We start from the raw sequence: 25,347 nt of genomic DNA, 5'->3' as shown, positions 1-25,347 counted from the left end.
ATTAGTTCTCCTCCTTGTAGTCAGCAACAGCGTGCAGTTCTGGTGTTGCCTGTGGTGCCCATGCCACTGGGCGGTCAGTATCCAGCTCGAAGCTAGAGATCGCATCTTTAACCAAACGTGGATCTACTTCGCCTTCGTCTGCCAGTTTCTTCAGGGTTGCTACTACGATATGTGCTGCATCAACACCGAAGTAGCTACGCAGGTTAGCACGGGTATCGGAACGGCCATAACCGTCAGTACCCAGCGCGACGAATGGACGACTGTCTGGTAGGTAAGCACGAATCTGTTCGCTATAAGCGCGTATGTGATCAGTAGCTGATACTACAATCCCTTCTTTACCGCGTAACTGTTGCGATACCCATGGCTCTTTAGTTTCTTCAGCCAATGGATGCAGTCGGTTGTATTCTTCACATGCCATACCGTCACGCGCCAGTTCGTTGAAGCTGGTGACGCTGAAGACGTTGGCGTGGATTTGATACTCTTCACGCAGGATTTTCGCTGCCTTGATCACTTCACGCAGAATCACACCTGAACCCAGTAGCTGAACAGTTGCCTTTTCATCTTCTTCCAGCAGGTACATACCACGCTTGATGCCTTCCTCAACGCCTTGTGGCATTGCTGGATGCTCATAGTTTTCATTCATCAGGGTCAGGTAATAGAACACGCGTTCCTGATCGACATACATGCGTTTCAGACCATCATGTACGATCACTGCTAGTTCGTAACCAAAGCATGGGTCATAAGACACACAGTTTGGAATGGTATTTGCCAAGATATGTGAATGACCATCTTGGTGCTGTAAACCTTCACCGTTAAGGGTAGTACGACCAGCGGTTGCACCCAGTAAGAAACCTTGCGCCTGTGCATCACCCGCAGCCCATGCGATATCACCAATACGCTGGAAGCCGAACATCGAGTAGTACATGTACATCGGGATCATTGGCAGATTATTGGTTGAATAACTGGTACCCAACGCCGCCCAGGCACTCATCGCACCCGCTTCGTTAATCCCTTCCTGCAGCATGTGACCATCTTTGGCTTCACGGTAATGCATCAGCTGTTCCTGGTCTTCAGGGGTATATTTCTGACCGTGTGCGGCATAAATGCCCAGCTGGCGGAACATGCCTTCCAAACCGAAAGTACGCGCTTCATCCGGTACAATTGGTACTACGCGATCCTTGATGGCTTTTTCTTTCAGCAAGGCTGAGATCAGACGCACCATCACCATAGTGGTCGATTGCTCTTTACCATTGGAACCTTTCAGTACGCTGTCAAAAATAGACAGCTCTGGGATCGGCAATGCTTCGCTTTCTTTACGGCGTGCTGGCAGGTAACCACCCAGTGCTTCACGACGTGCCTTCATATATTTAATTTCAGGCGAGTTTTCGCTTGGGCGGTAGAATGGAATTTCTTCCAGCTGCTCATCGGTAAATGGCAGATTGAAACGGTTACGTACGTATTTTAGCGATTCCAGCTGCATTTTCTTGATCTGGTGGGTTTTGTTGACCGCTTCAATCTCATCAGACAAACCATAACCTTTTACGGTTTTTGCCAGGATTACAGTTGGCTGACCATTGGCTTTAGTTGCTTCCGCATAAGCTGCAAAGACTTTATACGGGTCGTGACCACCACGGTTCAGGTTATCAATATCTTCGTCGCTCAGGTCTTTCACCAAGGCTTCCGCTTCTGGGTATTTACCGAAGAAGTGCGCACGTGCATAAGCACCACCTTTCACTTGATAACGCTGGTAATCACCATCCACCGCTTCTTCCATCACGGCTTTTAAAGCGCCGGATTCGTCTTTAGCCAAAAGTGGATCCCAATGACGGCCCCAGATCACTTTAATCACGCGCCAGCCTGCACCACGGAATAGCGATTCAAGTTCCTGAATGATTTTGCCGTTACCACGTACCGGACCGTCCAGACGTTGCAGGTTACAGTTCACCACCCAGATCAGATTATCCAGTTTTTCACGACCAGCAAGAGAGATTGCTCCCAAGCTTTCCGGCTCGTCCATCTCACCATCACCGAGGTAAGCCCAGACTTTACGGTCTTCTTCTTTGATCAAGCCACGGTTCATCAGGTATTTCTGGATGTGGGCTTGATAAATCGACATGATTGGTCCCAGACCCATGGAGACGGTCGGGAACTGCCAGTAGTCCGGCATCAAGTATGGGTGTGGATAGGAAGGCAGACCTTTGCCACCGACTTCACGACGGAAGTTATTCAGGTGCTCTTCGGTCAAACGACCTTCCAGGAAAGAACGGGCATAGATTCCCGGTGCACAGTGACCTTGGTAATAAATCAGGTCACCGCCAAAGTTTTCATTATTAGCACGGAAGAAATGGTTAAAGCCCACGTCATATAGGGTTGCTGAAGATGCGAAGCTGGCCAAGTGACCACCCAAGTCATCGCCAGTCTTGTTGGCACGTAGCACCATCGCCAAGGCATTCCAGCGGATCAGGGCGCGAATACGGCGCTCCATATCCTGGTCACCTGGCATTGGCGGTTGCTCTTCAACAGAAATCGTATTTAAGTAAGGAGTATTTAAACGCTGAATGGGAACATGCTTAGCAATTGCACGCTGATAAAGTTTTTCCAATAAAAAAGCCGCACGCTCTGTGCCCATATGCTGCAAAACTGAGTCAAATGCGTCCTGCCATTCCTGAGTTTCTTGCGCGTCTGTATCACCATAAAACGCCATAATCTACTATTCCTAAAGACTTACACTAATCGTTTATATGTATCACATTTGGGAGAGGCACAGGTATGGCTGGGGCTGAATGCGAATTGGATACAGTATTTAATAACTAAATACCTATTGATTATTTATTACACAAAAATACAAAAAACTGCCAATCCAGCCATAAAGTTATATATTTTCTTATTTTTTGTTAATGGAAGAAATCTCTAAAATGACAAATCCCTTGTTTTTATTCAAACAAGGGATTCATTGCTTTTAAATATAGATACGTTTTATATGCAGAGCTGCTACACAAGACTGTAAATAGCTAGGCTATATTGATTCCATATTAAGGCAACATTGCTAGATAAGTTGATGGATTTTTACGTTGACCGTCTTTTACTACTTCGTAATGCAAGTGTGGACCAGTACAACGACCAGTACAACCCACATTGGCAATGTGTTCACCTGCTTCTACACGATCGCCGACACGGGCAATCAGACGTGAAGCATGTGCATAGCGGGTCAGGTAACCATTACCGTGATTAATTTCGATATATTGGCCATAACCTGTGCCCCAGCCAGATTTGGTCACGATCCCTGGGCCAGTTGCATAAATCGGTGTACCACTTGGTGCAGACAAATCCAGGCCAGAATGGTTCTCAGCACGACCATTCATGGTACGGCCACCGTAGTTAGAGCTGACACGTTTCATATCTGGAAGGGGATGAGCAACTAACCAAGAGTATGGAGAAGAAGAGAAACTGGAAGAAGACTTATAAGAGGTAGATTTTGAAGAGCCGTATTTTTTTTCGATCGTTGCATTATTCAGCTCAATGGGCTTTTCACGAAGCTGGACATTAAGCTTCGTCTCGGCAGGGATATAAATATCGTCTGAATTCGTATAAGAGCCCTGCGCCAAAGTCCGTGTCAGCTGCTCTAGACGATCAACTGAACCATTTTCCGGACCTAACTCCACTAGGTCGGCAAACGCGACCGAAGCTGCGGACACTGACAGGGAAAATGCCAATAAAATACGTCGAAAATGCATAAAAAACCTCTCCAAAACTGTTCTTAATCGAGTTCCTTGGTGATCTCTTCCTTGATATCTACCGAAAAGAGCGCATAAGATTAAGGCATAATCATGAAGGAATGATGTATGTCTGAACCTGTCAACGTTTTTCAACAAACAAGAAAACACATAAAAACAGGAAACTTCTCGTTTCTCTCATCACAAGTTGCTGCGTGGCAGAAACTTACAAAACTCATCCAACCGTTGCTGCCCCAACCGGAGCAATGGCAGGTGGTCTGTTATCAAAACGGTGTGTTAACGATTACTGGTGAAAATCAGGCCATGATTTCTCAACTGGCATATTTACAAAAGCAATACGTTTCACAACTCTCTCAAATTCATGAATTAAAGAACCTGACCAAAATCCAAGTATGTTTACGAAATCCTTCCAAAACACCCTTGGTTACAGAAAAGTCCGAAAGAGTATTAAGTCCAGAAACACGCGAGATGCTTCGCAGTGCTGCTGACTTTATTAATGACCCTAAGCTTAGCCAAGCTTTACTGCGTTTGGCAAGTAATAAAAAATAACATATTAATCAAATAATCTTGATTTACAATACAATAAGTAAGACCTGAGTCTCACTTTACAATGTTATAATGTAACGAACATCTAAAAGACAATGACTTATGTCACACTCACATAACTGATCGGGCATTGATCTATGTCATCAAATGTTACAATTTCATAACTACTTGGATCGGTACTGACATTGCGTAATAGCTGGTTATTCAAGGCATGACCGGACTTGTAACCGTCAAATTTGGCAATAATCTGATGCCCCATCAGATACAAATCTCCAACCGCATCCAGAATCTTGTGACGGACAAACTCATCCGAGAAACGTAGTCCCTCTTCATTCACGACCCCGGTATCATCTACACCAATCGCATTTTCCAGGCTTGCACCGAGCGCCAGATTATTGGCTTTCAGATAATCCAGATCTTTCATAAAACCGAAAGTACGCGCTTCACTGACTTCATAGACAAAGGTTTCAGTTGAGAAATCGATCGTCGCAGACTGGTATTCTTTTTTAAATGCAGGATGGTCGAAGTCGATGGTAAAATTGAGCTGAAATCCTTCATGCGGAGTAAACGCGGCGCGTTTGTCATCAATCAAGGCTTCGACCGGTTTGAGGATCTTGATGAATTTTTTTGGTGCATCCAGTTCCTGCAGTCCGCCCTGCATGAGTAGGTAAATGAATGGACCAGCACTACCATCCATGATTGGCACTTCAGAAGCAGACACTTCAATAATCAGGTTATCGATGCCCAGACCTGCGATGGCACTCATCACGTGCTCAATGGTGCCAACCTTGGCATTTTCCTGTACCAGGTTCGAGCACATAAAGGCTTCCTGGATCAACATGGCATTGGCTTGAATGTCCACAGGTGGGTCCAAGTCGATGCGTCGAAACACAATTCCCCCATCGGCGTGGTGTGGCACGAAGTTAATCAGCACTTTCTGCCCACTATGAAGACCGATCCCGCTCGCTTTCACGACACGTTTCAGGGTACGTTGTTTCAACATGCTTTTATCATCTGTTCACCAATAAAACCGCTATACGTTAGCATATTTAGCCATTGATAAAAAATAAAAAGGTGGCTCTACAGCCACCTTTTCTGTTGGTTCATCGTAAACATATCTTGTTACATATTATTTACGTTGTTGATTTTTAAGATAATCCTGAATGCTCATTGGCGTTGGACGAGGGCTGGAAACCGAAGCTGCCGGTGTAGGCGCTGCAGTTGTACCCGCCTGTTGACGCTGAATCGCTGGCACATCATCTTCATCCACAGCAGTTGGTGCTGTTGCAGGACGTGACTGCTGTACATTGGTACGTTTTGCAGGTTCTACTGCATCCGCCGAGTTACGAGTCAGACCAGTCGCAATCACAGTCACACTGATTTCATCACGTGCATCTGGATCAAATACCGTACCGTAGAACACTTGACCTTCGTCCAAGTCTACGATCTGGTTCACCACATCAGTGATTTCTTCAATTTCACCAAAAGTAACGTCGTCGCCACCCGTTACGTTAATCAGAATGCCCTTGGCATTCATGATAGTCACGTTATCCAGTAATGGACTACGGATTGCCTGTTCAGCAGCTTGACGCGCACGGTTTTCACCACGGCCTAAGCCCACACCCATCATGGCATAACCACGGGTACTCATCGCAGTTTTCAGATCGGCGAAGTCAAGGTTAATGTGACCTGGGCGTACCACAAGATCAAAGATACTGCGTACCGCATTTAGCAAGACATCATCTGCTTTCTTGTAAGCATCTTTCATGGAGATGTCACGGAAGACTTTAAGCAGACGCTGGTTCGGAATAATGATCAGCGAGTCAACGTGCTGTTCCAGTGCTTCAATGCCTTTTTCAGCAGATTGCAGACGGCGTTTTCCTTCGAAGTTAAATGGTGTAGTCACTACACCTACGGTCAGGATGCCCATTTCTTTGGCAATTTCTGCAACCACTGGTGCAGCACCGGTACCTGTACCACCGCCCATACCCGCAGTGACGAACACCATATCGGTGCCTTCCAGATGTGCGCGGATAAATTCACGGCTTTCTTCTGCAGCGGCCTGACCCACTTGCGGATTTGCACCAGCGCCCAGACCACGTGTGCATTGTTCACCCAACTGGATCTTAAATTCCGCTTCCATACGGTCCAGCGCCTGTTTATCTGTATTAGCACAGACAAACTTCACGCCTTTGATGTCGGATTGCAGCATATGCTGAACTGCGTTACCACCCGCACCCCCTACACCAAATACAGTGAAACGGGCTTGACCAATGCTATCGTCTTGATCGTCTTCAAAAAATTCAAATGAGGCCATGACCTATAAAATTCCTAATTTAATACTGGCAGTCACTAAGCCCGTATACTGCCCTGATCTTAATAAAAAATTGTTTTTAAGAATGCTGCTCAAGAACTGAGTTGTCAAGTGCAGGCATTTTTTAGTACAACTTCTCAACAATATTCACAATAAAATTCGACTAAAACAGCGATTTCAATGTTTCATTAAAACCTGAAAAGGCACGCTTAATGCGCTGACCCATTGATAGTCTTTCAGTATCTTCCGATTCCACGATGGTTTCCTGTGCATCGCTCTGGCTAAACATCAGCAAACCGGCAGCAGTTGCATACTGGGAACGGCGCAGTGCGGCCTGATGCGCTTCATCGGCATGCACCTGACTTGGCGCATTGCCCAAGTGGGCTGAAACCCCTAAGGTACGACGGACATAGCTGACCATACCTTCGATCTGGCTGGCATCACCAGTCAAGACTACACCGTGATACAGGCCTTGCATCGCGCCACTATTTTCCAGTTCTTCACGAACCAGACCCAGAATCTCGCTATAACGTGCAATGATGATTTCGGTCAGCTCAATCCGGCTAATGGTTTGCGGACCATCAATTCCCTGGAACTGAATCATGTGATCCGGTTTCACTACTTTTAAATCGACACAACCATAAAGCAACTTGATACGTTCTGCTTCTTCAGTGGTGGTTTGCAACACGGCTGCGATATCACGTGTCACATGTTCCCCACCACGCTGAATAGTATGAGTGAGAGCTAAACGACCATCCAAGTAAACTGCGATATCCGTCGTACCCGCACCGATATCCAGCAAGCAAACGCCATATTCTTTTTCATCTTTGAGTAGGCTTGCTTCAGCGGTTGCGAGGCTAGACACCACCATTTTTTCCACACCGATATTCGCGCCTTTCAAGGCACGGTCGATGTTCTGCATGGTACTGATCGGTAACATCATGAGATGGTAATGTCCGGTCATGCTGTGCGCCGACATACGGATCGGGTTCAGCACCCATTCTGGCGCATCATCCAGCTCAAAACCGAGTGGTACAGCACTTACCATATAATGGTCCGGGGACAAATGGCTCGCTTTCGCCAGTTCCAGTGCACGTACGACTTCGCTTGTTGTAATTGTATGCTCAGCATTTTCAATCGTGGTACGACCAGAAGCATAGAAGCTTTTCAACTCCGCACTTGGAATTGAAATCCAGGCAGAGTGGACACGGCATTCCGCCATATCTTCCGCTTCCTGAACGGCATTTTTTATTGCGGTAATGACTTTGTCGAGACTTACAATTTTCCCTTTATTCATGCCTCGGTTACGAGCAGTCGCCATCCCGATGACCTGGATATTGTCTGGCGCATGTACCTTACCAATCAAAACTGAAACTTTGTGCGTCCCAATGTCAATCGCAACAACTGAGGGAACAGCTTCATTCATTATTTGCTACTACCATTACCTATGTGTTTAATTTATGGCTTTAATTGCCTCTTGATTTTTTAAAGCCGAACATTATGGCTTCACTGTAACCCCGTTCTCAACGTCGGTGTCATTATTAGTTACAATAAAGTGGCCATTTTGTATCTTTGGTGGAACGGCATTTTTCCACTGAATTGCTAATCCATTTCTATAGCGTAAATCAATTGACGAGATTCTAGACCAAACTGGCTTCAAATCGCTATAGGACAGATGGCTTAAGCGCTGCAGTTTACTCATGGTCTGATCCTGATCCACGATCACACGCAGCCCTGAATCAAACTGCATAAACCAGGTCATGCGTTCTGTCAGATAAAGCTCTTTCAGGCGAATCCCATGTGGTGCGAACAACTGATTGATTTCATTATAACGTCGCATCATGTTTTTAGCCTGACTGGCCGGACCATGTAATAACGGCAGTTCCGGATAGTTCTTTGGCGTCACTTCCGCAAAGATTTGTCCGCTGTCACTTAGCAAGCGACCTGTACCCCAACGGGCAATGGCATGATGCGGCATGATCCGCACACGAATCGCATTTGGCCAGGCACGCGATACCACCACACGATCAACCCAAGACAATTCCAATGTCTTGTCACGAATCGATCTTAAATCCGAAGTAAAGTAATTGTCGGTAATAATCGGGGAAACATGCTGTATCACCTGACGCTGTTCTGCAGCCGATCGCGTACCAATCACATCCAGCTCTGCCACCTGGGCATCGGTCATGACCCGGTAAAAACCTAGGATTCCTGCAGCCAGTACCACGATTGCGACCAGCAGCAATAGCCAGCCACCAAAGTTGGCCAGCTTTTCCTTTTTGCTTGGTGGCTTATCGTGAATTGAGGTAATCGCAGCACGTTTACGGCGCATGGATGCAGGAAGTTGTGCCATAGCTTAGCGAGCCACACCGTTCAGAGTTTGTTCCAGAATCGCCATACACAGCTCATCGAAACTGTAACCCACCGCAGCGGCGGCTTTCGGCACCAGCGAGTGGCTGGTCATGCCCGGTACAGTATTGACTTCTAGTAACCAAAAATTGCCATCCTGATCCTGCATCGCATCAATACGGCCCCAGCCGCTAGCCCCTACTGCCTGGAAAGCACGTAAAGCCAGTGCTTGCAAGGCTTTTTCTTCAGATTCGCTCAGACCACATGGAATACCATACTGCACATCATTACGGTTGTATTTGGCTTCGTAGTCGTAGAATGCGACATCTTCCGGTGGCTGCAGGCGAATCACTGGCAGTGCCTGACCATTCAACAGCACAATGGTAAATTCACGACCGGTAATCCATTTTTCTGCCATCACTACAGCATCATGTTCAGTCGCTTTGGCAATCGCAGTGGCAAAGTCTTCAATTTTTTCCACTTTGCTCATGCCGATACTTGAACCTTCATGTACCGGCTTGATGATTAGTGGCAGGCCCAATGCCGCAACAATTTCTTCCGCATTGGAGTCTTTGGTCACAATGCGATAGGGTGCGGTTGGCAGTTCAGAACCTTGCCATACCTGCTTGGTCTTGACCTTGTCCATGCCAATCGCTGAACCCTGTACGCCTGTACCGGTATAAGGAATATTCAACCATTCCAGTGCGCCCTGAATCTGGCCATCTTCACCACCACGGCCATGCAGCACGATAAAGGCACGGTCATAACCCGACAGTTCAGTGATACTACGTTCCTGTGGATCGAAGCCTTCTGCGTTCACCCCCGAACGCACCAATGCCTCAAGTACCGCCATACCACTGTCCAGCGAAACCTCACGCTCTGCAGATTTTCCACCTAGCAATACGGCAACTTTTCCGAATTTTGAAGCATTTGACACGTTTATATCCTTAAACTTTTTAAATCAGGTCAATTCTATTTTAAGCCACATTAAGCGACTATTTGATGTATAAATTATTCTGTGCAAGTTCAATTGAAATTGCACCGACATTACCAGCACCTTGGGTCAGCAACAGATCATTTGCTTTTAGCACATTTTTCATGACGTTGCTCAGGTTTCCTTCGACTGGATCAATCAGGATTGGCTCCACTTCCCCACGCAAACGGATACTACGTGCCAAGGCACGACTGTCCGCACCAACAATTGGCTTCTCCCCTGCTGGATATACTTCCAGTAACAACAACTGATCAACTTGAGAAAGCACTTCCACAAAGTCTTCAAAACAGTCACGGGTACGGGTAAAACGGTGTGGCTGGAACATCATTACCAGACGGCGGTCCGGGTGGCTGGCACGTGCTGCTTTAATGGTGGCTTCTACTTCTTTCGGATGGTGACCATAGTCATCCACCAGCTTCACATCCCCGCCTTCTATTTCGAACTGACCTTGTACCTGGAAGCGACGGCCGACACCGCTAAAGCCTTCCAATGCACGACAGATGGCACCATCGGATACACCTTCATCCGTTGCAATGCCAATCGCTGCCAATGAATTCAGGATGTTATGTGCACCTGGCATATTGATGGTAACACGGAGTGGTTCACGGTCTTTACGCAACACCGTAAAGTGTGAACACATACCATCCTGTTCAATATCCACTGCACGGATGTCGTTATCTTCATTAAAACCGTAAGTCACCACTGGACGGCCAATACGCGGCATGATTTCACGGATATTGGCATCATCGCCACATACCACTGCCAGACCGTAGAACGGCAGTTTTTGCAGAAACTGTACGAAAGTATCTTTCAGTACATCGAAGCTACCACCATAAGTATCCATATGGTCAGCATCGATATTGGTCACAATCGCAGCCATTGGTTGCAGATACAGGAAAGAAGCATCAGACTCATCCGCCTCTGCCACAATATAACGACTGGCACCCAGTGCAGCATTGACACCTGTACGGTTCAGCAAACCACCGATCACATAGGTTGGGTCAAGATTTTCTTCCGCCAGCATACAAGTCACTAGACTTGTGGTAGTAGTTTTACCATGTGTACCTGCAACGGCGATGCCGTGACGGTAACGCATGAGTTCACCAAGCATTTCCGCACGGCGCACTACCGGAATACGTTTTTCTACTGCAGCCTTGATTTCCGGGTTTTCAGGGTCAATCGCAGTCGACACGACGATTACATTCGCGCCCTGAATATTTTCCGCAGCATGACCGATATAGACCTTGATACCATTTTCTTCGAGTTGTGCTGTGGTCTTCGAGGCCTTGATATCCGAACCAGAAACTTTGTAGCCCTGGTTTTGCAATACTTCGGCAATACCGCACATCCCTGCACCACCAATCCCCACAAAGTGAATGTGTTTGATACGGCGCATTTCTGGCACTTTAATTAACTTTTTCGCTTGGTCAGCTGGGGTTGATGGAGACATAATTTACTCGGTTTACAATTCTTGAATTAAACGAACCACATGTTGGGTTGCATCGGGTTGAGCCTGACGACGTGCTTTCACAGCCATTTCCATCAGGAGCTGGCGATTGAGCATCGGTTCGAGCAGCGCTTTTAAACTGTCTGGGGTCATAGTCGCCTGCGGGCAGATTTTTGCTGCACCCAGGTCGGCCAGAAACTTTGCATTTGCAGTCTGGTGATCGTCCACCGCACTTGGTAGCGGCACAAAAATCGCCGCTACACCGGCTGTGGCAATTTCGGTGACGGTCAATGCACCGGCACGGCAAATGATTAGATCGGCATCGCTATAGGCTTGGGCCATATCTTCAATAAACGGCTGCACTTCGACCTGCAACGTATCCGGCTTATCCACATAACGTGCACGGGTGGCATCGGCATGATTTTGACCACACTGATGATAAACATTCAGTGGAATATTCAGCTGTTTTAAGGCTTCAGGCACACGTTCATTCAGTGCCTGTGCCCCTAGTGAACCACCCACGATTAAAATACGTAATGGTTCACCGGCTTTTTCACGTTCCTGATAACGCCAAGATGGATTCAGAATTTGGGTGATTTCCTTGCGTACCGGATTTCCCGTAGTGACCACCTTATCCTGTGCTGGAAAAGTATTAGGAAATGCCTGGCACACCGTTTTGGCGATACGTGATAGCTGGGTATTGGTAAAACCGGCGACCGCATTTTGCTCATGAATAATCACGGGAATACCCAGCATACGCGCTGCCAGACCACCCGGACCTGCGACATAGCCACCAAAGCCGGCAACGGCATCCACGTTCAGCTGCTTCATGTATTTCATGGCGCTGAGTGTCGCTTTCAGAATCTTGAACGGTGCAGCCAGTTTGCGTACGATGCCATTACCGCGCACTCCCTGGATATCAATCTGATAAATTGGAATATTGTGATTTTTTAATAATCGGTTTTCCATGCCCGCCGGAGTCGCTAACCAGGACACTTCGATCCCTTGTTGTTGTAAATCTTTTGCAACAGCTAAAGCTGGAAATACATGTCCACCGGTACCTGCGGCCATCATCATGACATGTTTAGGCTGTTTTTGCGGAGCGTCGGTCACGGTCTAATTCTTCAATTCTAAAATAAAATGGGGAATAGGATTTAAGTCGTCAATTGTAATCACAAACGCCTAGGCATGAAAGTTTATTTACTTTATTTCACGAAGCACTTCATTGTTTTTTTTCACGCGTTTTTGAAGTTTAAACTGTATTTGTCATCAGGTCTGCATTTTTCATCAATTTTTATTGAAAAACCTTTTTTTGCTTCGGCTTTTCTCTATTTTCCCTGCCTGTTTCAGTTAACATCTCACCGCTTAAATTACTCAGTATATCCATTAATTTTAAGTATCAACTTATAACTAAATCATATGAAAAATAATGAAGTTGTATGCTATTTATGCATTTTCTTAATTTACACAAATATCTGAACAGATTGATTTTATGGATTAAACCTGACTTATGTCCAGAATTTCAGTGCACGACAGCTCGGTAATCCTGGCTGGCTATTTGGCAGCGATTCATGCAGGCAAGCTTTCTGCCGTGATTCCGATCCTGCAACAAGACTTGGGACTCAGCTTTACCCAAGCCGGTTTTTCTCTGTCTCTGGTCCAAGGGGCTGGCATGCTCTTTGCCCTCAGTATTGGCGCCTTTTCGGAAAGATTTGGGCTGAAACGCTGCCTGATTCTCGCGTTACTGATTTTAGGCTTTAGTAGTATGGCCGGACTCTGGATTCAGCATGTCGCTGCACTATATTTCTTCCGTTTTACTGAAGGCATCGGTTTTCTGACCATTTCCCTCTGTGCCCCAGCGATTCTGAAACGGATCAGCCGACCAGAGCATCTGAATTTCAAGATGGGATTGTGGAGCTCCTATATGGGCGTCGGGGTCAGTCTGGCAGTGCTGTGTATTCCGGTACTATTGGAGTGGCTAAACTGGCAGACTATCTGGGCTTTACTGGGTGGATTATGCCTGCTGATTGCCCTGATGGTACAGCGTTATCTACATCTTGAATTACAAACTCCCGCAACTCAAGCTGCTACACCTGCAACGACTTCTTCCTTTTGGGAAATTGTCCGTGTCACCATTACTCATCCACCGATTCTGTGTCTGGCGGTGATTTTTGCCTGCTATACCAGCCAGTGGCTAACCGTCACCGGCTTCTTGCCAAGTATGTATGTGGCAGACCGGATTGATCTGAAAATTGCCGGCATGCTGGCTTCTTTGGTCGTACTTTCTAATCTTGGTGGAACCTTTGGTGCCGGCATGTTACTGCAACGTGGCTGGCAGCCGAAAACCCTGCTCTGGACCGGCTTTATCACCATGATGCTGACCAGTTTTCTGGCCTTTGCTGCACGTTCGTGGTTGATGCTGGAATTACAGGTACTGAGTGCCATCCTATTTTCTCTGGTTGGCGGGATCATTCCCACTACCGTATTTGCCATTACTCTAAAATATGCACCTCGGTCCAATGCTGCCGCGGCGAGCGTAGGACTGGTGATTCAAGTCTCCGCCTGTGCCCAGTTTTTTATCCCGCCACTCAGCGCATCGCTAGTTTCAGCCACCGGGCAATGGAGCAATATCGCCTTGGTCACTACCTGTCTTTCAGTTCTCGGTTTGCTGATGAGCGGTTATCTGTTTAGACGGCAAACTGCATAAAAAAGAGCCTCGATTGAGGCTCTTTTTATTTTTGCTTTTAATGGATAAAAAATTTATTTGGTTTTTACCACAGCTTCATCGGTTGCTAGCAGCTTACCGACTTTACGCCATGGGTTTTTACGCTGGTATTTCTGTTCCAGATAATCCAAACCTTTCCAATACCAAGGAATTAAACGGTCTTTGATTACTGGCAGTGCCAGTGGATGTAGACCAATCCAAGGTAAGAATGGACTACGGCGTCCATATGCCCAAAGCTCTATCCGTGTCGATGGTCGTACACTCGGCCCGCGTGCATGAAAACCGTAAGTATCTGCAATCACCAGAGTATTTTTCTTGACTGCAAAAGCCTGAGGCTGACCATAACCGAGTTCAGCCAACTCATTGGGTTGAATACGCAAAGAACCGCGGCGGCTCATGGCATCAGTCTTTGGATTAACAGCAATCGAACGCTGATATTCCCATGCTAAGCGCTTTTCATTCAAGATGTGCGAACCAGGTACATACACAAATGGTCCCTCATCTTCAGCCACATCTGTTAAAAATAGCCAAGCTTTCATATTTGAATGAAAGGTATCACTGTGCAGATTGGTTTGAGGATCAGGACGGCCTTTACGTACATGGGAAATAATCACTTGCACGTAATACATGGGCTGTACTTTGGAACTGTTCACATAGTTTAAAAGTGCACGCCAATGCTTACTTTCAAGCAAGCGCTTGGTATGCGGTAGTTGCTTAAGTGCCTGACCATCCAGTGCCATCCGGCGTGTTACCGTATCACCCTGCAAAGTTTCACGGGTATCCAAAGCCGTTTCCAATAACTCTTTAGATAAAGCTTCAAACTCATCTTCAGGCAAAAAATTCTCTTTTAAAATAAAACCATTTTGCTGAAAGAACTCAACTTCATCTGTGCCGAGGTATTTCGCCAACTTTTCCCGACGGGATTCAGCGAGTTTTGCTGCCTGCTTCACCCGGAAACGGTGCAACCCCAAGGTATTTAGAGTTTTATTGCCAATAATGGAATGAGATTCAAAGCTTTTAGCTGTACCGAAAAGTGTCACAGCATCTGCTGCAAACTTTTTCGGATTGGCTTGAGCCACTTTTTTCAGCTCCTGGACGACAGTTTGGAACTGTGCATTCCCCCAGATGCGTTGAATAGATGAAAACACAATAAACTCTCGGTTTAGTTATTATTTTTTAATACCTGCTTCCAGTACATCAAACAGATCATCTGCAATTGAAGTACCAAACTGGGTATCAATTTCACGGATACAGGTTGGGCTGGTGACATTGATTTCTGTCACGTAGTTACCAATCACATCCAGACCCACAAAAACCAGACCTTTTTCACGCAGGAATGGACCAACTTTCGCAGCAATCAGTTTGTCATTTTCACTTAAAGGACGTGCCTTTCCCAGACCACCAGCGGCCAGGTTACCGCGTACTTCACCATTTTGCGGGATACGTGCTAGGCAGTAAGGTACCGGCTCACCATTGACCATCAGGATACGTTTATCTCCTTCCACAATTTCCGGGATATAACGCTGTGCCATGATAGGCTGGGTTCCGTTATTGGTCAGAATCTCGATGGTTGAACCAATATTTACACCATCCTGAAACAGACGAAAAATCCCCATACCACCCATGCCATCGAGTGGTTTCACGATCACATCGCCATGCTCTTTCAGGAATTCACGGATCAGGCTTTCCTGTGAAGTCACCAGTGTTGGGACCTGCAATTCCGGGAATTGGGTCGCAAACAGTTTTTCATTACAGTCGCGCAGGCTTTGCGGCTTGTTAATAATCCACGCACCCTCACGTTCCGCCTGTTCCAGAATATAGGTGGTGTAAACAAAATTCATGTCGAAAGGTGGATCTTTACGCATCAGCACCACATCATAGGCTGCAATAGATTCCTTTCGCTTTTCACCCAATTCATAGTAATGCTCATAATCTTCAAACACCTGTAATGGTGCAATCAGACCAAAGGCCTTGCCCTGATCAATATACAAATCTTGCTGTAATGCATAACCCAATTCATGGCCACGGCGTGCGGCTGCCCATAGCATCGCCATGGTTGAATCTTTTTTCAGGTTTACATTTTCGATGGGATCCATCACAACAAGTACGCGCATATCTTTGGCTCTTTTCTAAAAATGAATTTGGCAATGAGTATAGCCGAGATTATTCTTTTGTTTATTCAGATTTTGCATGAGTATGTATGCATTCATGTGTTTAAAGAGGAATGAAAATGCTGCAAGCCATTGTCGGTTTTCATTTAGATGAGGAAAATCATTGGGTCGCTGAGCTTGTCTGTGGACATGACCAGCATGTACGGCATGATCCGCCTTGGCAAAACCGCCCTTGGGTCATGACTGAAGCGGGTCGTAAGGAAAAGTTAGGGATGAAATTGGACTGCAAGAAATGTGAGGAAGAAAAGAACTCTGAAGTTAATCCCTCGTGTTCCTTAAAATGAAATTAAAAACAAAAAAAGGAAGCTTTCGCTTCCTTTCTATGACTCTCTAAGAACTAAGAAATCTTAGATACCATATTTCACACGGTATGCTTCCATTTTTGCCAGCGCTTCTTTATCGTCTTTCGCATCTAGATAATCCATCAGGTCTTTCATTGTGATCAGTGCATGCACTGGAATTTCCAGTTCTTTTTGCACTTCCTGAATTGCAGACAGTTCACCTTGGCCTTTTTCCTGACGGTCTAGTGCTACCAGTACACCCGCAATTTGCGCACCAGCATTTTTCAGGATGGTTACCACTTCACGAATCGCAGTACCTGCAGTAATCACATCATCAATGATCCAGACTTTTTTACCTTGTACCGCAGCACCGACCAACACGCCGCCTTCACCATGATCTTTGGCTTCTTTACGGTTAAACCCCCATGGCACACTCACGCCATGATTTTGTGATAATGCCACAGCAGTTGCTGCAACAAATGGAATGCCTTTATATGCAGGGCCAAAGATCACTTCGACATTGTCACATTCCACCAATTTTGCTGCATAGCCAGAAGCCAGTAGCGACAAGGCTTCACCATCATTCAACAAACCCGCATTAAAAAAATAAGGACTCACACGACCTGATTTTAAAGTAAACTCACCAAATTTAAGCACACCGCGTGATAATGCGAGTTCGATAAAAGCTTGCGGGTTAAACTGAGCTGGCGTTGACATGAGGTGCTCCTAAATCCATTAATTAAGGTAAGACTTGCGCATGATACCAAAGAGTAGCTATCCAGGTGATCAAAAAATTCTTCGTGTCGTTTCAATTAATGTCAACGGCTTACGTTCATCCGTGACCAAAGGCCTGCTGGAATGGATGGAAAAATCGGATGCTGACGTGATTTGCATGCAAGAAAGCCGAATTACCCATGCGCAGTGGACCGATAAATTCAAGCCTGAAGGCTGGTATACACACCTGTTCCCGGCAGAGCGTCCTGGCTATGCCGGTACAGCGATTTATAGCCGCCTGCCTTTTGTTTCCATTACCGATGGTCTGGGTTTTGAACTGGCAGATTCTCAAGGCCGCTTTATCTCGGCAGAATTTGATCTGGGCCTGGATAAACCTGCCTATATCTGTTCTTTATACCTACCCTCCGGTTCATCGGGTGAAGAGGCTCAGGCGCGCAAAGACCACTTTCTGGAAGAATATAAAAAGATCCTGAAACAGTGGCGGGATGAAGATAAATCTATCATTGTCTGCGGTGACTACAACATCGTGCATAAACGTATCGACATTAAAAACTGGTCAGGCAACCAGAAAGCTTCCGGCTGCTTACCACATGAACGTGCCTGGCTGGATCATATTTATTACGAATTAGGTTATGTCGATACTTTCCGTGAGGTGCGTAAGGAAGCAGAGCTATATTCATGGTGGTCGAACCGTGGTCAGGCTCGGGCTAAAAACGTAGGCTGGCGAATTGACTATCAAGCCTGCTCGCCAGACTGGAAAGTACGTACGGTGAATGCTTGGGTCTATAAAGATGAATGGTTTAGCGACCATGCTCCAGTGATTATTGACTATAAGCTAGATTAACACGCTTTACACTTAGTGAACAATCGTTCACTCAATAAGTCATGATGACTTACAAAACAATACGGTATTTCCAGCTATTTTTACAATCGCATCCATAGCATTATAGTCACACGGCACAGGGACATGTCAGGATGACAACAAAAGGACAGGACGCCGTAGGAAGAATTAAAAAACAAACTAGATATAGCTTGTTTTCATGGATGTGACAACGGACGTTAAGATGAGACCCGCATAATCAGGAAGATTGGATGCGGGTTTTCTCATTGTGGTACCTGAAATTTTTTCCCATTGTTTGATTCAACTTCTTTACTCTTATCGCTATTTTGCTTGATCAAGGTGTCAGTCTGATGACAGCGCGCTCCTCTGCTCTTTTTTCAGGTAAATTTTTATATCTCTAAATTCACAGTCATATGCCTGTTTAACAAATTTCGCTAAGCTATCGGCAGAGAAACGATAGGTGATCAAGATGTTAAAAATTTATGGTATTAAAAACTGCAACTCCATGAAAAAAGCCTTTGACCTGCTGACTGAACTCGGTCTGAGCTATGAATTCCATGACTATAAAAAACAAGGTATTGATGCTGAAACCGTAAAAACCTGGCTAGATGCCTTAGGTCAGGATGTGGTACTGAATAAAAAAGGCACGACCTGGCACAAACTCAGCGAAGAAGAACAACAAACTGCCTTAGCTAGTGAAGAGAATCTGATTCAGGCACTCACCACCCATACCAGTCTGATCAAACGTCCAATCCTCAATACAGGTGCAGCTTATATTGCCGGCTTTGATGAAGCCGCCTATCAGGCGCTGAAAAAATAAAAAATTCAAATTTGAAAAATAAAAAAAGCCTGATCGATGTCAGGCTTTTAAATGAATGCTAGCAAAAGATTAGTTCGCGCGAATCCAGGTCTGGTTACGGCCTAGTGCAGCTACACCGATGAAGCCACGTAATTCAAGCTTCTTGCCACCATCTGTCAGTTGACCTTTTAGTTTATAAGTCTTGCCTGTTTTTGGATCCAGAATCGAACCGCTGTCATATTCTGTACCGCCAACATTTTTCAGGCCTTTTACAATTGTTAAACCTTTCAGCGATTTGTTATGGTATGGGCCTTCACAAGTGGTGCAGGCATTTTCCTCACCTTTCGTTAACACTTTCTGGATGCTCGCACTTAAAGTACCGTTGCTTTGCTCGGTAAATTTCACAATCGCTTTTGGCTGTTTGGTTTTGTCATCAATCGTTTTCCAGAGTGTTCCATTTAATGGATCTGCAGCATTCGCCAATGCACTTAAACCCAGTAATCCTAACACAAGCGCTATCTTTTTCATTTTTGTTTCTTTCCCTAGTCTGTGATTAGACTGTTGTAGTATTAATTAAGTCACAACAATTTATCAATTTTTGCACGTGACCGTTTAGTGTAACCTTGTAAATATTGTTGGTAAATAACTCACAAGACCAATGGAAACATAAAAAGATGGAAAGAAAATGAAGATGAGCCCCCTTACGAAACAATTGATTACAGAAGCTTTTCTTAAAACTACAATTCGCAAACCGAGCCAGTTTAATCTCCCACCTACCACCCAGCGCAAAGCCCTGGAACAACTGTGCAAACTGTTTCCACAGGACAAAAATGTTCAGATCCGTTCTCTGAAACTGGCGGGTTTAAATGCTGAAGAAATCAAACCGCAAAGTGAGGCGACCCAGCTAATTTTTCATATCCATGGGGGAGCTTTCTTTGCTGGTTCGCTGAATACCCATCGTGCTTTTATGACCCAGATTGCAGCCCGTACTCAGATGCAGGTGCTGCATGTCGATTACCCACTGGCGCCGGAAGCGCCTTATCCGGCAGCATCGGATGCCCTCTTTCAGGTGTATACGGAACTCCTTGATCAGGGCATTCAGGCCAAAGACATCATTCTGTCTGGAGATTCCTGTGGTGCCAATCTGGCTCTTACCTTGGCCTTAAAGCTCAAAGATCTGGGGTTACCATTGCCGAGCGGGCTAATCCTGATGTCACCCTTTGTTGATCTGACCCTGACCAGTGAATCCCTGCGTTATAACCAGGTTCATGATGCCCTACTCTCGATCGATGCACTAGAAACCGGAATTGGGTATTACCTACCATCTTCAGTCGATCCGAGTGATCCGGAAGTTTCCCCCTATTTTGCTGACTTAAGCGGTTTGCCGCCGATGCTGATTCAGGTTGGTTCCAAGGAAATCCTGATGGATGATGCCCAGCGCCTACGTGACAAGGCTGAGGAAGCGGGCGTGCATGTCGAATTCAAACTCTATACCGGCATGTGGCATAACTTCCAGATGTTTAGCGCCTGGTTTGAGGAGGCACGCCAAGCCTTAGCTGAGCTTGCCGACTTTGCCCATCGTCTCGATCAAGACTGATTTGTTTACCCGCTCCATCTTCAGGATAGAAAAAATTTTCCATTCGGCAAATTTCAGAAAACGCTAAAAATATTACAAACTGCTTTCTATCCTGTTACAGGCTTAGCATTCACCTATCATTTTAGGTTACATACAAGCGAAAAATGACCCTTGTGGACAAAATTCACACATTCTCTTTTTACCATAATCCTGTTATCTTAACTATCAGATATAAAAACATATTCATAATTCTAGCCAGTTATTTTCATACTGGGTTATTGTGGGAATCCGCTTTGTATGAAGCCCGTTTCACCCGCCACGCAGGCTATTTTTAAGCACAAAATCACCAAGTATCTGGTCGAAGATGAAGTGGTGATGAATTGGGGAGTTTTAAAAAAATGCATCCTCATGCTAGCGCTCGGTTGTGGCATTCATGTGAGCTGGCTTATCTGGGATATCTTTGTTCTACTGAATCCACAATACTGGCAATATGTCGATACCAGTATCGTGCGACAACAGGTCAGTACCAATAGCATCTTTCTGCTGATTCTGATTTTCCTGATCTATCCTTGCTATAAGTTCCGCAACAACCTTCAGGTTGAGCGCTATCTGCCCTTCTTTGCGATTGGAATATTTGTCTTTTCTCTCTGCCGTGATGCCTATGTGGTCGGGGTGGTGAGTCCGGTTTCCATGATTGCTTATGTTAGTCTGGTCACTGTAGGTTTGGTCCTCTTCCCTCGTGTGCTGGTCTATAGCATGCTGATTCCGGCCTCTATTTTTCTGACAGTCTGTGGTTATTTAAGTTATACCAATCAGCTGGCTTATGCCCCTGTGTTTACCATTGAAGAGAAACTCTTTTTTAATGGTTTCTGGCTGGCATCCATGTTTTATTTTATTCTGCCAATTCTTGCCATCTGTCTGGTGCTATTTGAAATTCTGCTCAGTCAATGGCGGCATCGCGAAAAACTGATCCAGCACCTGAGCCAGATTGATCCGTTGACCAACCTGTTTAACCGCCGCAGCATCAACCAGTGTCTGGATGCACTAAATAATCAAACACCGGAAAGCTATGCACTGGTGTTACTGGATCTGGATCATTTCAAGAAAATTAATGACCACTATGGTCATGACAAAGGTGATGAAACCCTGATTCGGGTCAGTCATGTACTGACTCAATTGCTGCGTGAAAGTGATGTGGTCGGGCGTTTTGGTGGAGAAGAATTTATTCTGGTGCTGAAAAACTCCAATCTGGAAAAAGCCCGTCAGGTGGCAGAACGCTGCCGTGCTGCGATCCAGCAGATTGAAATCTTTAGCGATGAAGGCGAACGTATTCCGGTGACAGCAAGTTTTGGGATTGCTCTCTCCAGTCCGAATCTACGTCCTCAACAGCTGCTGAGTCAAGCAGACAAGGCCTTGTATCAGGCCAAAGCCTGTGGTCGAAATCTGGTCAAAGCATATAACCAGTCCTTTGAAAACAGCACTCAATTACATCCTGATTCCGCTTAAGTTTTTTAGGCTTTACGGTTATCTCTAAGCTTAATTTGACTGTTCAAAACGCTGTAGCTGGGCCAGCAATTCTTTTTCAGTAAATGCTCCGGTCAAACGCAGGTTACGCACTTCCTGCTGTTCCGTATTTAAGAATAAATACGTTGGTGGCCCTAAAATTTCCCATTGGTTTAATAGTGATTGATGGGTTGCATCATAATGGCTGAGATCCAGCTTGATCAGGAAATACGGTGCCAAAGCCGCCTGCACATTATTAGATTTTAAAATACGCTGTTCAATCGGCTGGCAGGCCACACACCAGTCGGCATAGACATCAATAATAACTTTTTGCCCTTTTGGTACAGCATCCAGTAACTTTTCAAATTCTGCCCCAGTCTGGGCAATATGCCAGTTGGCCTGCTGCGGACTGGTCTCGACAAAAAATCGCTGGCTGTGCTGATACTGGCTATAGCCAATATAAGGCACAGCAATCACGAGACTAATGATATACAGCCATCGCAGTCCGGTATTTTTCCAAAACAGGCATGCCAACAGATAAGCCACAAAGCTTAAGCCTAGCCCGAGTGACAGCCATTGCAAAGCCGCTTCAGAAATCAGCGGACGGATAAAATACAGCGCCAGTGCCAGCATGATAAAAGCAAATAGCACCTTGATCTGATTCATCCAGTGTCCAGCTCGTGGCAAAATACGTGAACCTAAAACACTGGCTAGCAGCAACGGCGTACCCATGCCAAAACCCAAAGTAAACAATAGCAAAGCTCCCTGCCATTGACTCTGGGTCTGGGAAATAAATAACAAAGCACCTGCCAATGGTGCGGTCATACATGGCCCGACCAGAAGTGCTGATACCATCCCCATGATACTGGCACTCACCAAGGTGCCACCCTGCTGCATCGCCTGTACCCGATCCAGTTGATGCACCAGTCGCTGTGGCAGCTTGATTTCAAACAGGCCAAACAGGTTCAGAGCAAACACCACAAATAGCAAACTAAAAGCAATTAAAGTTGCCGGCTGCTGTAACCAGCGCTGAAAATTCAGTCCGGCAGATGACGCGATCAGGCCCAATACCGCATAAACCAGCGCCATGCTGATGACAAAACTCAAGGCAATCATCCAGGCCTGTAAACCACGTCGATCCCTCACAATCAATGAGGTCAAGATTGGAATCATTGGCAGGGAACATGGGGTAAAGGCCAGCAACATGCCTAAACCAAAGAATAACAACAGGCTATATGCCAGCGAGTTTTCCGCCAGACGTGCTGACCATTTCTGATCCTTGGCGACTGCATCCGTGTCATTGAGATTACTGCTGAGAGGCTGATCCGTACGTTCTGCTTCAGTACTGTCAAGAAGGGTATTTTGCTCAACTGCTGAACTGTTGAAATCCAGTAAGCGTTTTTGTGTTGTCTCGGCGGGTAGATATTGCACCAGGCCGGACAAATCAGTTTTAAACTCGATGCTTTGTGGTGGATAGCAGAGACGATCTTTAGCACAGCCTTGCCAGCTGACCCGATAGCTTTGCGAAGCCTCGGTTGGAATAGTGAATTTGAGTTGCTGATAATAAACCTTGGTTTGGCCGTAATTATCATCATGCAGGTCCTCAGCAGGTGGCAGGTTTAACCGCAGGGTCTGACCACCCTGCTGGACTTCAACCTTATGCTGATAGAGGTAATAATTATCAGGAATATCCCAGCTTAGTTCCGCCTGCTGCGCACTGGTAGAAATCACCGTGAATGGGAAAGCTTGCTCCGGAGATAGCAACGATGCTTCTGCCTGTACTATAGTACTCAGCAGCAGGCCGCTGAATAAAATCCGGCAGCCAGAATGAAACCAGCTTTTCAGTTTGCTCACATCCATGGTAATGGCTTGCTGTCCTTAGAAAAGGAAGGAAACACCCAGTCCTGACTTGTAGCTCTTGTCTGAACCATTCAGGTCAACATCGACACTGGCATCCAGCTGCACGCGGTCATTTAGTGCATACATCACACCTGAACCGAGTCCATATTCATAGTCCTGGCTTTCTGCCTTGCGATAGACAAATTCCGAGAAACCAGAGAGCTTATCGGTAATTTTATATTCCAAGGTTGGAACAGCCTGCACTGCCCATTGATCATCCTGCCATTCATAACGCATGGTAATGGATGTATTGATCAAATCACTGTACTGATAGGCTACGGCTGAACTCAGACTGTAGATATCTTCATCGTTGCTAAAGCCCTGGTTTCCGGTTGCAATCACGGCTTCTGCCAGCACAGCCATCGACAGTTTTTCATCATCCAGATTGATGGCTTTTTTCAGACCAATGCTGACATCGCCTAGACCATCATCTTCAACTTTTACGCCATGCTCACGGACTTTAGCCCAGCTTGGACCATCCCAGCCCATTTGTAATTCCAAGCTGTCGGTTAAACCAGTACGCAACAACATATCGGCATTAAGTGTAGTGGTATGTACGTCACCTGATTCACGATAGGTCGCAGAAGGCAATCCTTGTTCCCAGGCCAGTTGGCCTACCGGAGTGGTTGTGGTACTAAAACCGGTACCCGGACGGTCAAAGGCAAAATCAGCTGCAAATGCCTGCATGCTTGCTCCCGCGAGCATCACTAAACCCAATGTCTTCAATGTTGTCATAAATACGTACTCTTTATATTCCTAGCCTATTTTCCAAGTTCCTTGGACATTTTCGCGCCACGGCTACGTAGCAATTCTAAAGTCTGTTTTTCCTCTTCCAGCGCTTCGGCCCAGTTCACTTCATCAAAGTCGCAATCAAAGAACAGGTCACAGATCGAGGACAGGATGGTCAGACCATCTTCATCTTTGGTATTTGGATCGACCTTTTCATCCAGCAGTCGCTGCACGGCAGGTACACAGGCGGCGCTAGCGGCATCCCAAAGCGGGCCATACATTTCTTCAGCATCCCACAGATGCAGATTGACCTTAGCTTTGATCAGGGCATCCAGAATATCCAGATGCACCTGCAGTTTTTGCTGTTTTTCTTCGCTAGAAAGTGCCTGTCCAGCTTCATAAGCCTCACAGACTTCTTCCCACCATTTAAACAAGCCATCAGACCAGACTGAAATTGCTGGACCTTTTTCCATATCAATAAAATTCGGATTGAGTCCATCTGCCAGGAGCTTTTTCACCAGTTCCAGATTCAGTTCTTCTAGGGCTTGCACAAAAAGTTGTTGTTGCGCAGTTAACATGATGGAGCTCACTTCAATTCGTTTTCACTTATTATGCCGAATAAAGAGGGATTTGTTTTTATTCTCATCAGTTTATTTTGTCTAAAATTGAAAAAAGCCCCCGATGGGTAATGCCAGTCAGTTAAG

The 25,347-nt window shown here is 45.9% G+C and carries 23 protein-coding genes; 7 read left to right on the top strand and 16 right to left on the bottom strand.

Features of this window, described 5'->3' with window-relative positions; genetic code table 11:
- Window position 1: 1 nt before the first annotated feature.
- Both aceE and GW12_RS13865 read right to left on the bottom strand, forming a co-directional pair.
- Entirely contained in the window at window positions 2-2,704 is a 2,703-nt protein-coding gene (gene aceE / locus GW12_RS13870; RefSeq protein WP_034588656.1) for a pyruvate dehydrogenase (acetyl-transferring), homodimeric type, read from the bottom strand.
- Window positions 2,705-3,032: 328 nt separating this feature from the next.
- Window positions 3,033-3,734, bottom strand: coding sequence for a M23 family metallopeptidase (locus tag GW12_RS13865; RefSeq protein WP_034588652.1), 702 nt, complete (start codon window positions 3,732-3,734; stop codon window positions 3,033-3,035).
- Between the two features lie 108 nt (window positions 3,735-3,842).
- Between GW12_RS13865 and GW12_RS13860 the strand changes: the two genes are divergently transcribed.
- Window positions 3,843-4,283: a DciA family protein gene (locus GW12_RS13860; RefSeq protein ID WP_034588649.1), complete on the top strand. Its 441-nt coding sequence runs from the start codon at window positions 3,843-3,845 to the stop codon at window positions 4,281-4,283.
- 97 nt (window positions 4,284-4,380) lie between these two features.
- Here the strand turns inward: GW12_RS13860 and lpxC are convergent, their stop codons facing one another.
- The 7 genes from lpxC to murG form a co-directional block, all read right to left on the bottom strand.
- The gene (gene lpxC / locus GW12_RS13855) at window positions 4,381-5,283 is read right to left on the bottom strand and encodes a UDP-3-O-acyl-N-acetylglucosamine deacetylase (protein WP_034588647.1); all 903 of its coding nucleotides are present in this window, start codon (window positions 5,281-5,283) and stop codon (window positions 4,381-4,383) included.
- A gap of 126 nt (window positions 5,284-5,409) precedes the next feature.
- Complete coding sequence (ftsZ, locus tag GW12_RS13850; RefSeq protein WP_034588644.1) at window positions 5,410-6,597, bottom strand: cell division protein FtsZ; 1,188 nt, start codon at window positions 6,595-6,597, stop codon at window positions 5,410-5,412.
- 160 nt (window positions 6,598-6,757) lie between these two features.
- Window positions 6,758-8,020, bottom strand: coding sequence for a cell division protein FtsA (gene ftsA, locus GW12_RS13845; RefSeq protein ID WP_034588642.1), 1,263 nt, complete (start codon window positions 8,018-8,020; stop codon window positions 6,758-6,760).
- Between the two features lie 72 nt (window positions 8,021-8,092).
- On the bottom strand, window positions 8,093-8,947 hold the full coding sequence (locus tag GW12_RS13840) for a cell division protein FtsQ/DivIB (RefSeq protein ID WP_034588641.1): 855 nt from the start codon (window positions 8,945-8,947) through the stop codon (window positions 8,093-8,095).
- A gap of 3 nt (window positions 8,948-8,950) precedes the next feature.
- The gene (locus GW12_RS13835) at window positions 8,951-9,880 is read right to left on the bottom strand and encodes a D-alanine--D-alanine ligase (protein ID WP_034588639.1); all 930 of its coding nucleotides are present in this window, start codon (window positions 9,878-9,880) and stop codon (window positions 8,951-8,953) included.
- 58 nt (window positions 9,881-9,938) lie between these two features.
- On the bottom strand, window positions 9,939-11,387 hold the full coding sequence (gene murC, locus GW12_RS13830; protein ID WP_034588635.1) for a UDP-N-acetylmuramate--L-alanine ligase: 1,449 nt from the start codon (window positions 11,385-11,387) through the stop codon (window positions 9,939-9,941).
- Window positions 11,388-11,399: 12 nt separating this feature from the next.
- Entirely contained in the window at window positions 11,400-12,497 is a 1,098-nt protein-coding gene (gene murG / locus GW12_RS13825) for an undecaprenyldiphospho-muramoylpentapeptide beta-N-acetylglucosaminyltransferase (protein ID WP_034588633.1), read from the bottom strand.
- A gap of 397 nt (window positions 12,498-12,894) precedes the next feature.
- Between murG and GW12_RS13820 the strand changes: the two genes are divergently transcribed.
- Window positions 12,895-14,091 carry a CynX/NimT family MFS transporter gene (locus tag GW12_RS13820; protein ID WP_034588631.1) on the top strand — a complete coding sequence of 399 codons (1,197 nt, stop codon included), beginning with the start codon at window positions 12,895-12,897 and terminating at the stop codon, window positions 14,089-14,091.
- Window positions 14,092-14,144: 53 nt separating this feature from the next.
- Here GW12_RS13820 and GW12_RS13815 read toward each other — a convergent pair whose 3' ends face one another.
- Complete coding sequence (locus tag GW12_RS13815) at window positions 14,145-15,257, bottom strand: phytanoyl-CoA dioxygenase family protein (RefSeq protein ID WP_161788393.1); 1,113 nt, start codon at window positions 15,255-15,257, stop codon at window positions 14,145-14,147.
- Between the two features lie 21 nt (window positions 15,258-15,278).
- Window positions 15,279-16,223, bottom strand: coding sequence for a glutathione synthase (gshB, locus tag GW12_RS13810; RefSeq protein ID WP_034588629.1), 945 nt, complete (start codon window positions 16,221-16,223; stop codon window positions 15,279-15,281).
- A 116-nt stretch (window positions 16,224-16,339) separates the two neighbouring features.
- Between gshB and GW12_RS13805 the strand changes: the two genes are divergently transcribed.
- Window positions 16,340-16,564: a DUF3565 domain-containing protein gene (locus GW12_RS13805; RefSeq protein WP_034588627.1), complete on the top strand. Its 225-nt coding sequence runs from the start codon at window positions 16,340-16,342 to the stop codon at window positions 16,562-16,564.
- A gap of 63 nt (window positions 16,565-16,627) precedes the next feature.
- On the opposite strand, the gene pyrE is transcribed toward GW12_RS13805, so the two are convergent.
- A complete protein-coding gene (gene pyrE, locus GW12_RS13800; RefSeq protein WP_034588625.1) occupies window positions 16,628-17,278 on the bottom strand; it encodes an orotate phosphoribosyltransferase in 651 nt (216 codons plus the stop codon).
- Window positions 17,279-17,318: 40 nt separating this feature from the next.
- On the opposite strand from pyrE, the gene GW12_RS13795 reads away from it, so the two are divergent.
- Window positions 17,319-18,140 (top strand): exodeoxyribonuclease III, encoded by an 822-nt coding sequence (locus GW12_RS13795; protein ID WP_034588622.1) that lies wholly within the window; start codon window positions 17,319-17,321, stop codon window positions 18,138-18,140.
- Window positions 18,141-18,606: 466 nt separating this feature from the next.
- Window positions 18,607-18,957: a Spx/MgsR family RNA polymerase-binding regulatory protein gene (locus GW12_RS13790; RefSeq protein ID WP_034588620.1), complete on the top strand. Its 351-nt coding sequence runs from the start codon at window positions 18,607-18,609 to the stop codon at window positions 18,955-18,957.
- 69 nt (window positions 18,958-19,026) lie between these two features.
- On the opposite strand, the gene GW12_RS13785 is transcribed toward GW12_RS13790, so the two are convergent.
- Complete coding sequence (locus GW12_RS13785; protein WP_034588617.1) at window positions 19,027-19,464, bottom strand: DUF2147 domain-containing protein; 438 nt, start codon at window positions 19,462-19,464, stop codon at window positions 19,027-19,029.
- Window positions 19,465-19,621: 157 nt separating this feature from the next.
- Between GW12_RS13785 and GW12_RS13780 the strand changes: the two genes are divergently transcribed.
- Window positions 19,622-20,533 carry an alpha/beta hydrolase gene (locus tag GW12_RS13780; RefSeq protein WP_034588615.1) on the top strand — a complete coding sequence of 304 codons (912 nt, stop codon included), beginning with the start codon at window positions 19,622-19,624 and terminating at the stop codon, window positions 20,531-20,533.
- Window positions 20,534-20,809: 276 nt separating this feature from the next.
- A complete protein-coding gene (locus GW12_RS13775; protein ID WP_034588614.1) occupies window positions 20,810-22,018 on the top strand; it encodes a GGDEF domain-containing protein in 1,209 nt (402 codons plus the stop codon).
- A 30-nt stretch (window positions 22,019-22,048) separates the two neighbouring features.
- On the opposite strand, the gene dsbD is transcribed toward GW12_RS13775, so the two are convergent.
- From dsbD to GW12_RS13760, 3 genes are read right to left on the bottom strand one after another with little or no spacing between them, the layout of a single operon-like run.
- Complete coding sequence (dsbD, locus tag GW12_RS13770; protein ID WP_034588611.1) at window positions 22,049-23,875, bottom strand: protein-disulfide reductase DsbD; 1,827 nt, start codon at window positions 23,873-23,875, stop codon at window positions 22,049-22,051.
- Between the two features lie 18 nt (window positions 23,876-23,893).
- On the bottom strand, window positions 23,894-24,649 hold the full coding sequence (locus GW12_RS13765; RefSeq protein WP_034588609.1) for a transporter: 756 nt from the start codon (window positions 24,647-24,649) through the stop codon (window positions 23,894-23,896).
- Window positions 24,650-24,675: 26 nt separating this feature from the next.
- On the bottom strand, window positions 24,676-25,221 hold the full coding sequence (locus GW12_RS13760) for an ankyrin repeat domain-containing protein (RefSeq protein WP_034588607.1): 546 nt from the start codon (window positions 25,219-25,221) through the stop codon (window positions 24,676-24,678).
- Between the last annotated feature and the right edge of the window lie 126 nt (window positions 25,222-25,347).

Source organism: Acinetobacter sp. HR7 (genome assembly GCF_000773685.1).
GTDB classification, from domain to species: Bacteria; Pseudomonadota; Gammaproteobacteria; order Pseudomonadales; family Moraxellaceae; genus Acinetobacter; species Acinetobacter thermotolerans.
Note: the sequence above shows the minus strand (reverse complement) of the source record. Positions and strands in the feature narration are given on the sequence as shown.